The organism is Oerskovia gallyi, assembly GCF_014836745.1.
In the GTDB taxonomy this organism is placed as follows: Bacteria; Actinomycetota; Actinomycetes; order Actinomycetales; family Cellulomonadaceae; genus Oerskovia; species Oerskovia paurometabola.
Genome location: NZ_JACSQE010000004.1, coordinates 219272 through 230027, shown reverse-complemented (window position 1 = coordinate 230027; position 10756 = coordinate 219272). Strand labels below are relative to the sequence as shown.

Sequence of the window (10756 nt, the reverse complement as noted above, 5' to 3'; positions counted from 1 at the left end):
GGGGCCCCGGGGGGGGGGGGCCCCCCCCGGCCCCCCCCCGCGCCGGCGTTCACGCCCCGAGCGCCGCGCGGACCGCCGCGGCGAACGCGTCGACGTCCTCCGCCGACGTGTCCCACGAGCACATCCAGCGGACCTCGACGCGCTCGGCGCCCGTGACGGGGTCGGGGGCGGCGGCCGCCCAGTCGTAGAACGCGAAGTCCGCGCGCAGGGCGTCGGCCACGGCTCGCGGCAGCACCGCGAACACCGCGTTCGCCTGGGTGGGCTGCGTGAACGCCAGGCCCGACGGCGTGGCGTCCGTCCCGCCGTCGGGCGCCTCTCGCTCGCTCGCCACGGGCGAGAGCGCGACCCGCAGGCGTGCGGCCATCGCGTTGGCGTGCGCCGCGTTGGTGCGCCACAGGTCGTCCTCGAGCAGCGCCGTGAGCTGCGCCGAGACGAAGCGCATCTTCGACGCGAGCTGCATGGTCATCTTGCGGACGAAGTCGACGCCCTGGGCCGCGCCGGGGTCGAGGACCACGACGGCCTCGCCGAACAGCAGGCCGTTCTTGGTGCCGCCGAACGACACGACGTCCACGCCCACGTCGGTCGTGGTCGCACGCAACGACACCCCGAGGGCGGCCGCCGCGTTCGCGAGCCGCGCCCCGTCGAGATGCACGCGCAGGCCCGCGGCGTGCGCGCGGTCGCTGATCGCGCGGATCTCGTCGGGCGAGTAGACCGTGCCCAGCTCGGTCGCCTGCGTGATCGAGACGACGAGCGGCTGCGCGCGGTGCTGGTCGCCCAGGTCGCCCACGAACCGGTCGACCGCGCCCGGCGTCAGCTTGCCGTCCGGGGCAGGGACCGTGAGGAGCTTGATCCCGCCGACACGCTCCGGTGCGGCGTTCTCGTCCTGCTGGATGTGCGCGTGCTCGGACGTCACGACCGCGCCCCAGCGCGGCAGCATCGACGTGAGCGCGACGACGTTCGCGCCCGTCCCGTTGAAGACCGGGTAGGCCGTGGCCGCCTCGCCGAAGTGATGCCTGACCGACTCCTGGAGACGCTCGGTCCATGGGTCCGCGCCGTACGAGCCGGCGTGGCCCACGTTCGCCGCGGTCAAGGCCGCGAGGACCGCAGGGTGGGCAGGGGCGTAGTTGTCGGACGCGAACGAACGCGGGGTCGAAGGCACCCGGCCAGGGTAGACCCGGTCAGGGCAGGGTGATTCTGTGCCCGAGCAGGACGAGGACCGACGAGCCGTCGTCCGCCGTCTCGACCCGGAAATCACCGTCGACCATCGGCTGCTCGCCCCGGGTCCGTACGTCGAGGATCTCCGGGACATCGGCCGGCGAGTAGACGCGCGGGCCTCCCTGCCAGATCGCGTACGACATGTGCCAATGGAGAGAGTGTCGCTCCTCTACCAGGATCTGTCTTCCGGCCGGACGAGCCAGGTCGTCGAGCGGGACGTACGTGCTCATCGCGGCGCCGACCCCCATCAGCCATGCGACGAAGGCCACGCACGTCAGGGCGAGCAGGGCGACGCCCGTCCCGAGCCACATGAGCACGGCGACCCCGTAGCGGCAGGTCATCGACACCCGGACGGCCAGGACCACGCAGAGAAGGCCCATGCATCCGCAGATCACCAACCAGAGCCAGGCGGTCATCGTCTCCGCGTCGTGACCGCGGACGAGCAGCAGATAGGCCGAGTCGACGTAGGGGTCGAGGAGGAAGATCCCCACCCCGGCGACACAGGCGATCAGGATGGGAGCCCCCAGCCAGACCCACCAGGCCCAGTGGAGGCGCTCCACAGAAGGGGCCGACGCGACCGGTGCGATCGAGGCCGAAGTGCTCACAGCCCGAAGTCAACCAGAGCGCGGTGCGCCTGGGCGCCGAGGGCGACGTGCCCTCCTGCCGAGGGTGACGCGTCTGCGCGGCCGGGCCCGCGCGACAAGGGCCCCCGCGAGGCGCACCCTGGAAGAGCGGGGGCGGTCGCCCCTGCACGACGCAGGGGGACGCGGCGGGCGAGCAGCCCGTCCGCCCGGGCATCGCGGCCCGGGGCACGACCGACCACCCGCTCCCACGCCCCCGCCGGCACACGAGGGGGAACACCATGAGCACCGCACCGCACCCCGACCCGCAGCTGGGGGGACCGTTCGTCCGGCAGGACGTCTGGAAGCTCTACCAGCAGGGACCCGACGGCCAAGCCGTCATCACCGCCTACGCGAAGGCCGTCGGGGTCCTCAAGGCCGGCCCGTCCACGGGAGCCCGGTCCTGGCTGCACCAGACCCAGGTCCACGGCATGAGTCCGGACCCGCACGACGGGCTGCGCAACCAGTGCCAGCACGGCTCCTGGTACTTCTTGCCGTGGCACCGGCTCTACCTGGGCTACTTCGAGGCGATCTGCCGCGACATCATCCGCAACCGGAACGACATCCCCCAGAAGGTCAAGGACACGTGGGCCCTGCCCTACTGGGACTACGACACGGCCACGACCAACACGCTGCCGCCGCCCTTCCGGGACCCCATCGGGCCCGACGGCCTCGCCAACCCGCTCTACGAGGTGCAGCGCAAGAACGGCGTGAACGCCGGGACGGCTTCCCTCGACCCCACCGAGACCACCGCGAAGGGCTGGTTCTACCAGCCGCTCTTCACGTCGAAGATCCCGAACACGGTCACCTTCGGCGGTCCCACGACCGGGTTCAGCCACCTCGGCGGCACGATCGGCGCCCTCGAGGGCACCCCGCACGGCACCGTCCACAACTTCGTGGGCGGCAAGATGGGGAACTTCAACACCGCGGCCTCCGACGCCGTCTTCTGGTTGCACCACTCCAACATCGACCGGCTGTGGGAGGTGTGGCGGTCCCACGCCGGGCAGGGGCGCGACCCCGCGAAGAGCGTCTTCACCCAGAAGTTCGCGTTCCTCGACCCGTCCGGAGCCCGGAGGGAACCCGAGAGCTGGGAGGTGCTCGACACGAGCGCGTTCGGGTACGTGTACGCGGACATCGGCGTCCCACCGTCGGCCCGCACGCTGAAGCGAGAGAGGAGGGGGCCCGTGGCCGGCGTCGGAGACGCGGGGGCCGAGGACGACGCCCGCCGCGAGGAGGAGGTACGTCGCCTCGAGCAGGTCCCGCCCGAGGCCGTCGCGGTCAACCGTGAGCCGGTACGCCTCGCGTCCCGGACGGCGAGCGTCGACATCGTGGTCGGGCCGGGTGCGGCCCGGGACCTGACCGACCGGGCGGCGTCGCCGACCGAGCCGGAACGGCTGCTGCTCGTGCTCGAGCACATCACGCTCGAGGGCGACAACCAGCCGCCCACCTACGCCGTGTACGTCGGCGACACCGAGGACGACGACGCGCTCGTCGGGAACCTGCCGCTCTTCGGGGTCCGCGAGTCGCAGGAGTCCGACGCCGAGCACGGGCTGTCGTACGTCTTCGACATCACCGACGTCGCGGCCAGCCTCGGCGAGAGAGGAGCCTGGGACCCTGGCCACCTGCACCTGACGTTCCACCCCGTCGTCCACGACGAGCAGGAGGTGCTGGCGGCGCCCGAGGTCGTCGTCCGGACCGTCCGCCTCATGGTCCAGTGACCGTCGCGGCCGGGCGTCGCCCGCGCCCGGCCGCCGCGCGCGGGCCGGGGGTCCGGGCGGTGGGCGTCGAGGCGCGACGGTTCCTCGACCGTCATCCCGAGTGGCCGGTCCTGCTGGCGGCGGCCGCCGCGTGGGCGGCGCTCCTCGGCGCACGGTCGCCGACACCGGGCTCTGGCGCCCGCGGCCCGGTACCGGTGTCGGCGCACCACGCGTCCCCGGGGGTCCAGGGAGGGGGGTGGTCCTCCGCGTGGCTCGACCCGGCGTCTGTCGCGACGGGCTGGGCCGACGGCGTTCACGGGTTCGTGCCCGCAGTGGCAGCGGGCTGGGGGCACTGGGCGCTCATGGTCGTCGCGATGATGCTGCCCGGGCTGGTCCCGTCCGTGCGGCACGCGGCGTTCGCCTCGCCACGCAGACGACGGCACGGGACCACGGCACTGTTCGTCGCCGCCTATCTTGCGCTGTGGATCGTGGTGGGACTCGGGGTGACGCTCGTCGTCGGCCTGCTGCGCCCCGGGGTCATGGCCGCCGCCGCGGTCCTCGTCGCGGCCTCGGCGTGGGAGCTGACCCCCGTCGTCCGGCGAGCCTTGGCCCGGTGCCATCGCTCGGTGCCGCTGGGCGTCGAGGGCCGGACGGCGGACGTCGCGGCCCTGCGGTTCGGCTGGTTCCACGCCCGTGCGTGCGCGGCCACGTGTGCACCGTTCATGGTGGCGGCGACCTTCGCGGGGCACCCGCTCTGGCTCGCGCTCGGGATCGCGACCGTGACGTGCCTCCAGAAGCTCGGCGCCGACGCCGAACGCTGGGTGCACCCCGTGGCCGTCCTCGGGGTGCTGTCGGCCGTGGTCCTGGTCGGGACCAGCTGAGGGGGGCGGTGCGTCACCCTCGGCGGGCAGGGGCCTCACCGTCGAGGTAGTACCAGCGTCCGCCCTCCCGGACGAACGAGCTGATCTCGTGCAACGATGCACGCTCCCGCGTCTCGTCGGACCGGTAGTGGGCGACGAACTCCACGACGCCCGTCCGGTCGAGCGGGCCGCCCGCGCTCGTCGCGACGACGTCCAGACGGCGCCACGTCACGTCGTCGTCGAGGTCCAGGTCCGCGGGGCGCGTCGAGGTGTGCCAGGTGGCGAGCAGGTAGTCGGCGTCGCCGACCGCGAACGCCGCGTAGCGCGAACGCATCAAGGCCTCGGCCGTCGGAGCCGTCACCGAGTCGGCGCCGCCCGCAAGGAGGCCGCGGTGGTACCGCCCGCAGCACGCCCCGTACGTCTCTCCGGACAGGCAGGGGCAGCGGGCGTCGTCGGGCAGGGACGAGGTCGCGGTCACCCGACCATCCTTCCGTAGGGTGTGAGCCGTGCGCTTCCTCCGCTGGACCTTCGCCGTCTACCTCGCCGCCGTGCTCGTGGTGACGTGCTGGCCGTCCCCGCAGTCGACCGCCGCGCCCGGGTGGGCGATCGCGGTCCTGGACGCGTTCCGGTCGGTGGGCCTGCCGATGTCGTACGAGTTCCTGGAGGCCGCCTCGAACGTGGTGATGTTCTTGCCGTTCGGCGTGCTGGGGCTGCTCGTGCTGTCCGGGGCGCGTCCGGCCGTGCCGCTCGGGCGGTCGGTCGGGTTCGTGGTCCTGGCGGGGTTCGCCCTGTCGATCGCGATCGAGCTGTCGCAGCTCGTGATCCCGGGCAGGTACTCGACCGTGCAGGACGTCGTGATGAACACCACGGGGGCGGTCGTGGGTGCGGTCGCCGTGGCGGGAATTCTGGGCGCCCGTCGCCCGTTGACCCCAAGTTAGTGTCGCGACGACACTAAAAATTCTCGCATCGTCACACGGAGGTCCCCCATGTCCACCCCCCACGTCACCGGCGCACCGCTCGACGGCGCCCCGTCCTTCCAGGGCAGGGTCGCCCTCGTCACTGCCTCCGGGGCAGGCATCGGCGAGGCGGTCGCGAAGCGGCTGGCCTCCCTGGGGGCGGCCGTCGTCGTCTCCGACGTCAACGACGAGGCCGGTGCGCGGGTCGTCGCCGACATCGAGGCCACGGGCGGCCGTGCGGCCTACCGACGAGCGAACGTCGCCGACCCCGCGGACGTGAGCGCCCTCGTCGCGTTCGCCGTCGAGACCTTCGGCGGGCTGCACCTCGCGGTCAACAACGCAGGCGTGGGGACTCGGCCCTTCCGCCTCGACGAGATGCCCGAGGACGGCTGGGACCGCACGCTCGACGTCACGCTGCGCGGGACGTTCCTGTCGATGAAGGCCGAGATCGCCCACATGCTCGGCAACGGGGGCGGCAGCATCGTCAACATCGCCTCGATCGCGGGCCTCAAGGCGTCGCCCGGCCTGGCGCCGTACTCGGCCGCGAAGGCAGGCGTCGTGTCCCTCACGTACGGCACCGCGATCGAGTACGTGACCGACGGCATCCGCATCAACGCCGTCGCGCCGGGGGCGATCGAGACTGCCGCGCTCGCGTCGCTGCCCGAGGAGGCCCGCGCCGGCTACGCGGCCGACGTCCCCATGAAGCGCCTCGGCCAGCCGTCCGAGATCGCGGACGCCGTCGCGTTCCTGCTGTCCGACCAGGCGAGCTTCATCACCGGTGTGGTCCTGCCGGTCGACGGCGGCACCCGGGTCGCGTGACCGACGCACCGCACCCCGGGGCGGGGCCGGGCGACGGCCCCGCCCCGGCGGGGGACCCGCGCGTGCCCGGGTACCGGTCCGACCTGCTCGACTCGCTGGTCCGCGTCATGGGCCTGTGGACGAGCGGCGACTTCCTCGCGGCCGTCGCTGCACGCGAGGGGATCGACCTGGACACCCCGGCGATCGTGGTGCTCACGGTCGTGTGGCGGCAGGGCCCACGACGACCCTCGGCCATCGCCGAGCACCTGTCCACGGGACCGTCGAACGTGAGCAAGATCCTGCGCCGCCTCGACGGCGCGGGGCTCACCGAGCGCCGCGAGGACCCCGACGACGCCCGGGCCTCGCGCGTCCACCTCACCGAGGCGGGGGCCCGCGTCGCCAGGATGTTCGTCGCCGCGGGGGACGCGCTCGTCGACGAGCTGCTCGACGGGTGGTCCGCGGACGACCGGTTGGCCTTCACCGAGCTCATGCGGCGCTTCGAAGGGGCGACCGAGGCCTTCCTCGAGCGGGGCTGACGGCTCCGTCGTCTCCGCTGGTACCTGTCTAGGCCCACAGCAGGCGCCACCAGGTCTCGCCCGGCGCGTCCGCGCGGTGGATCCGGTGGATGCGGTGCGGCGCGTTGAGGGCGTCGTCGAGCCCCAGCTCGTCGACCACGTAGGCCCACAGGAGCTCGCACTCGCAGTCCGGGACGTGCTGCTCGGTCACGAGCAGGTCCGCCTCGAAGCGCAGGATCGCGCCTTCTGCGACCAGGCGCTCGTCGCAGCGTCCCGGTCCGACCACGAAACCGTGGAGCGTCACGTCGTCCGGGTGCTCGGCGGCTGCCCGGAGCAGGCGCCCCAGCGGCGGCGAACCGTTCGACCGGTGGACGAGCCGGGTGGGGGCGAGGCGTGCGAGGAGCGCCTCGGCCAAGGGGCCGTCGAGGTTCGCGAAGAACGTCGGTTCGAGCGGGTCGTCGTCGGGGTGCAGGACCGGTTCCAGCAGCTCGGGCACGGCGTCGTCGAGGAGCCAGCCGTGCGTGTGCGGTCCGTGGACGTGGTGGAAGCCGTCGGGGCCGTTGGCCTCGGCGGCCTGGCGTTCCCAGAGCGCCCGGAGGGTGGGCAGGCCCAGGGGAGAGACCGGGTGCCGGGTCGTCGCGCGTCGTCGGGGGTGGGAAGGGCGGGTGCCGTGGCTCATGCCGGTAGGGTGCCGCGCCTGCGGGGACGCCCGCCGGGGCCGGCCGGGGCCCTGTGGACGAGGGCGCCGGAACGCGACCTGTGGACGACGCCGGATCGCGACGTCCGGCGGGCCCGAGCCCGACGCGAGAGGATGCGTTCATGACCACGATCCTCGTGACGGGCGGCACCGGCACGCTCGGCACGCCCACCGTGACGCTCCTGCGTGCCGCTGGGTACGACGTCCGCGTGCTCAGCAGGTCCACCCGGCCAGGCTCGGCCTTCGTGACCGGGGACCTCACCACGGGTGAGGGCCTGCGGGAGGCGTTCGACGGCGCGCAGACCGTCCTGCACCTCGCGACCCGTGGTCCCCGGGCCGACGTCGAGATGGGCCACCACGTCGTGGCCGCGGCCCGCGACGCCGGGGTGGGGCACGTCGTCTTCCAGTCGATCGTGGGCGTCGACCAGATCCCGCTCGGCTACTACACGGCGAAGGTCGAGGTCGAGGACCTGCTGACCGCGTCCGGCCTGCCGCACACGATCCTGCGGGCCACGCAGTTCCACGAGTTCGTCGACAACCTCTTCGCGGCGCAGCGCTTCTCGCCCGTGCTGCTCACGCCTGCGCTCGCGGTCCAGCCGATCGCGGTGCCCGACGTCGCCGCGCGCCTCGTGGAGATCGTCGCCGCGGGGCCCTCAGGTCGGGTCGCGGACGTCGGCGGGCCCGAGCGCGTCACGGGCCGTGAGGCCGCCCGCGCCTGGTTGCGGGCGACGGGCAGCCGCCGCGGGGTCGCCCGGGTGCGGCTGCCGGGGCGGACCTTCGGCGCGTACGCGGCGGGCCACCACATGGTGCCGGGCGCTCCCTACGGGACGGGCACGTACGGCCAGCACCTGCTCGAACGGTACGGGCGCCCGCGCTAGCCGCGCCCCCGGGTTGCCGGGGCCCGGGCCGCGCGTGATCGTGGGGAGCATGACCCGAGCCCGTGGTGCCTCGCGATCCTCGTTCGACGTCCTCGCCCGGTCGCTCGCGATCGGGGTTGCCGCAGGCAGCCGTGCCTCGCTCGGCCTGGCTCCTCCGTTGCTCACGTCCTCGCTGTCCGGGCCGTGGGGGGTGCTCGCCAAGGTCGTCGGTGCGCTGGGCGTCGCGGCCGAGCTCACGGGGGACAAGCTGCCGAGCGCGGGATCTCGGCTCGAGCAGCCGGGCCCGCCGATCCGCATGACGTCGGGTGCGGTCGGTGCGCTCGTGATCGCACGCCGCGCCGAGGCCGGGGTCCTCTTCCCGCTGCTCCTCGGGGCGGCGGGCGGCGCCGCGGGCACCTGGGGCGGGGCAGCGTGGCGGGCGGCTGCGGTCGGCAGGCGCCCCGACTGGCAGGCCGCGGCCGTCGAGGACGCTGTCGCGCTCTCGCTCGCGGCGTTCGCGGTGCGCCCCTGAGGCGACCCCACCACGGCAACGTCCCCGGACGACCGCGGCCCGACGGCGCCGCTCACCTCCGGGGCGAGCTCCGCCGTCGGGCCGCGGGCCTCAGCAGGTCAAGGCGTCGCCCGTCGTGGTGCCCAGGAGCTCGGCGTAGCGGCGGAACAGCGCGACGCGGTTCGCGACCTGGCGCGGGTTCCCGCCGTCGCACTCGAGCGGGCCGTTGATCGCGCGGATCGTCTCGCGGAAGCCGTGCTCCCCGACGATCGCCTCGTGGCACGTCATGGTGCCCTCGCCGGGCTGGGTGTTCCAGTACCAGAGCGCCGTCTTCCAGGCGACGGTCGGGTCCGTCTCGACGAGGAACGGGTTGTTCAGCAGGTCGATGCCCAGGGCGTCGCCCGCCGCCTTGTAGTTGAAGTTCCAGGAGAGCTGGATGGGGCCCTTGCCGTAGTAGGCGTCCTCGCCCGCGGGGCACCCGTACGGCTGCGACGGGTCGCAGTAGTGCGAGTACACGGCCGTGTTGAGCTCGCTCACGTGCAGCAGACCCGTGCTCTCGTGGCTCACGTTCGCGAGGAACGCCGCGGCCTCCCGCTTCGCGATCTCGGTGCCGCCCGACGTCGCGAACTCCGGGTACGCCTCGGTCGCGGCGACCAGGCCCGCGTACGTGTAGAACGGGTTGCGGTCCGGGAACATCTCCTCGAACTGCGCCTCGGTCACCACGAAGCCCGTCGTGATGCCGCTCGTCGAACCTGTCTCAGCCATGAGCCACCCTCTCGTCACTGTTCCCGGCGGAACGTCGTCCGACGACTCGTCAGTGACTCGTCGGCACCCCCCGCCTGCGTTCAGCGGTCACCCTAGGGGACGAGCGAGCGCTCCTCGGCATCGGTGTGCAGTGCGCTCTGCGGGGCGTCCTCGACGTCCGGCTCGGGGCGGTCGCCGGGGCCGGGGGACCCCTCGGGAGAGACGTCCGCAGGGGTCGCGCCGCCCGTCCTGGCGTACACGAGGACGGCGACCAGACCCGCGACCCACCCCGTGACGAGCGGCCAGAAGAGGCTCGCCTGCACGGTCGGCAGGACCATGTTCATGGTGGCCGAGTGCAGCCCGAACGCGGTGTACGTCGTGAACGACCGGGTCGCGGCGGGGACGACGGCCGCCACGACCGTGGCGAACCAGACCGCGAGCACCAGGGTCCAGCGCCCCGCGCTCGGCGGGAGCCGGCGGGTCGCGAGCCACGTCCCGCCCGCGACGAGCAGGCCCACGGCCAGGGCGAGGGCCACCTCCATGCCCTGGACCGGTTGCCCTTGCGGCGCGAAGCGGAAGATCATCGCCCCCGTGGCCGCCTCCGCGACGAGGTCGATCGGGCCGCGCGCGCTGCGGTGCCACACGAGCCACGAGCTGCCGGCCCCGACCGTGACCCACACGAGCGAGGCCGTGAGGCCTGCGACGAGGACGGTCGGCCAGGCGCGGGCCCGCAGCGGCTTGCGCGACCTGCGCGTCGCGGGGAGCGTCTGCGCGGAGGAACGGCTCGTCAGGGCGAGGGCCCCGACGAGCGCGATGCCCACGAGCCAGCCGTTGACCAGTCCCCACCAGCCGCCCTCGAACGACGCGGCGAGCAGGTGGAACGCCGGGTTCATGGGCGAGGGGAAGGAGATGTCCGCGACCGTGTCCGCGACCGAACCGGCGGTGCCTCCGGCCACGACCCCGAACCACGTCGCGAGGAAGACGCCCCACGTGCCGGTGCGTGGAGGCAGGCGCCGCGTCGCGAGGTACGCGACGACCATGACCACCAGCCCCGCGAGGAGCGCCGCGAGGATCGTCTGACCCGTGACCGCCGAACCGCCCGGGACCGTGCCGTTCGGGTGGGGGAGGAACGTCCGGACGAGCGCGCTGTGGACGCGGTACGTGAAGTTCGCGTGGACCCAGTCGCTCAGGACGGCCGTCCCGACCCACAGGATCGACGTGACCAGCCCGGCGACGAGCACGGCGGGGTCCCTGCGTGACGTCATCGGCATGCCCGCGAGGGTAGC

13 protein-coding genes are annotated in these 10756 nt (G+C 73.6%); 7 read left to right on the top strand and 6 right to left on the bottom strand.

What is annotated here, in order from left to right; all coding sequences use genetic code 11:
* Positions 1-49: 49 nt before the first annotated feature.
* Entirely contained in the window at positions 50-1159 is a 1110-nt protein-coding gene (locus H9640_RS06790; RefSeq protein ID WP_307823917.1) for a threonine aldolase family protein, read from the bottom strand.
* Between the two features lie 19 nt (positions 1160-1178).
* Positions 1179-1820, bottom strand: a complete 642-nt coding sequence (locus H9640_RS19105; protein WP_225226812.1) for a hypothetical protein — start codon at positions 1818-1820, stop codon at positions 1179-1181.
* A 257-nt stretch (positions 1821-2077) separates the two neighbouring features.
* Here H9640_RS19105 and H9640_RS06785 point away from each other — a divergent pair, with 257 nt between their 5' ends.
* Both H9640_RS06785 and H9640_RS19100 read left to right on the top strand, forming a co-directional pair.
* Positions 2078-3553 (top strand): tyrosinase family protein, encoded by a 1476-nt coding sequence (locus H9640_RS06785; RefSeq protein WP_191789945.1) that lies wholly within the window; start codon positions 2078-2080, stop codon positions 3551-3553.
* Positions 3550-4413: a copper chaperone gene (locus H9640_RS19100; protein ID WP_191789944.1), complete on the top strand. Its 864-nt coding sequence runs from the start codon at positions 3550-3552 to the stop codon at positions 4411-4413. Before H9640_RS06785 ends, H9640_RS19100 begins: the two co-directional genes overlap by 4 nt.
* A gap of 13 nt (positions 4414-4426) precedes the next feature.
* On the opposite strand, the gene H9640_RS06775 is transcribed toward H9640_RS19100, so the two are convergent.
* Entirely contained in the window at positions 4427-4870 is a 444-nt protein-coding gene (locus H9640_RS06775; protein WP_318243684.1) for a YchJ family protein, read from the bottom strand.
* Positions 4871-4898: 28 nt separating this feature from the next.
* Here H9640_RS06775 and H9640_RS06770 point away from each other — a divergent pair, with 28 nt between their 5' ends.
* From H9640_RS06770 to H9640_RS06760, 3 genes are read left to right on the top strand one after another with little or no spacing between them, the layout of a single operon-like run.
* The gene (locus H9640_RS06770) at positions 4899-5330 is read left to right on the top strand and encodes a VanZ family protein (protein WP_191789943.1); all 432 of its coding nucleotides are present in this window, start codon (positions 4899-4901) and stop codon (positions 5328-5330) included.
* Between the two features lie 48 nt (positions 5331-5378).
* Positions 5379-6167: an SDR family NAD(P)-dependent oxidoreductase gene (locus H9640_RS06765; protein WP_191789942.1), complete on the top strand. Its 789-nt coding sequence runs from the start codon at positions 5379-5381 to the stop codon at positions 6165-6167.
* The gene (locus H9640_RS06760) at positions 6164-6682 is read left to right on the top strand and encodes a MarR family winged helix-turn-helix transcriptional regulator (protein WP_191789941.1); all 519 of its coding nucleotides are present in this window, start codon (positions 6164-6166) and stop codon (positions 6680-6682) included. Before H9640_RS06765 ends, H9640_RS06760 begins: the two co-directional genes overlap by 4 nt.
* 28 nt (positions 6683-6710) lie before the next feature.
* Here the strand turns inward: H9640_RS06760 and H9640_RS06755 are convergent, their stop codons facing one another.
* Positions 6711-7340: a hypothetical protein gene (locus H9640_RS06755; RefSeq protein WP_191789940.1), complete on the bottom strand. Its 630-nt coding sequence runs from the start codon at positions 7338-7340 to the stop codon at positions 6711-6713.
* A gap of 140 nt (positions 7341-7480) precedes the next feature.
* Here H9640_RS06755 and H9640_RS06750 point away from each other — a divergent pair, with 140 nt between their 5' ends.
* Both H9640_RS06750 and H9640_RS06745 read left to right on the top strand, forming a co-directional pair.
* Positions 7481-8236 (top strand): SDR family oxidoreductase, encoded by a 756-nt coding sequence (locus tag H9640_RS06750; protein WP_191789939.1) that lies wholly within the window; start codon positions 7481-7483, stop codon positions 8234-8236.
* 49 nt (positions 8237-8285) lie between these two features.
* The gene (locus tag H9640_RS06745) at positions 8286-8747 is read left to right on the top strand and encodes a hypothetical protein (protein WP_191789938.1); all 462 of its coding nucleotides are present in this window, start codon (positions 8286-8288) and stop codon (positions 8745-8747) included.
* A gap of 90 nt (positions 8748-8837) precedes the next feature.
* Here the strand turns inward: H9640_RS06745 and H9640_RS06740 are convergent, their stop codons facing one another.
* The gene (locus H9640_RS06740) at positions 8838-9491 is read right to left on the bottom strand and encodes a chitinase (protein ID WP_191789937.1); all 654 of its coding nucleotides are present in this window, start codon (positions 9489-9491) and stop codon (positions 8838-8840) included.
* 92 nt (positions 9492-9583) lie between these two features.
* Complete coding sequence (locus tag H9640_RS06735; protein ID WP_191789936.1) at positions 9584-10741, bottom strand: hypothetical protein; 1158 nt, start codon at positions 10739-10741, stop codon at positions 9584-9586.
* Positions 10742-10756: the final 15 nt, after the last annotated feature.

Coding starts and splice junctions, on each gene's coding strand:
- H9640_RS06785 (WP_191789945.1), top strand. CDS start 2,078: ATGAGCACCGCACCGCACCCCGACCCGCAGCTGGGGGGACCGTTCGTC.
- H9640_RS06765 (WP_191789942.1), top strand. CDS start 5,379: ATGTCCACCCCCCACGTCACCGGCGCACCGCTCGACGGCGCCCCGTCC.
- H9640_RS06755 (WP_191789940.1), bottom strand. CDS start 7,340: ATGAGCCACGGCACCCGCCCTTCCCACCCCCGACGACGCGCGACGACC.
- H9640_RS06750 (WP_191789939.1), top strand. CDS start 7,481: ATGACCACGATCCTCGTGACGGGCGGCACCGGCACGCTCGGCACGCCC.
- H9640_RS06745 (WP_191789938.1), top strand. CDS start 8,286: ATGACCCGAGCCCGTGGTGCCTCGCGATCCTCGTTCGACGTCCTCGCC.
- H9640_RS06740 (WP_191789937.1), bottom strand. CDS start 9,491: ATGGCTGAGACAGGTTCGACGAGCGGCATCACGACGGGCTTCGTGGTG.
- H9640_RS06735 (WP_191789936.1), bottom strand. CDS start 10,741: ATGCCGATGACGTCACGCAGGGACCCCGCCGTGCTCGTCGCCGGGCTG.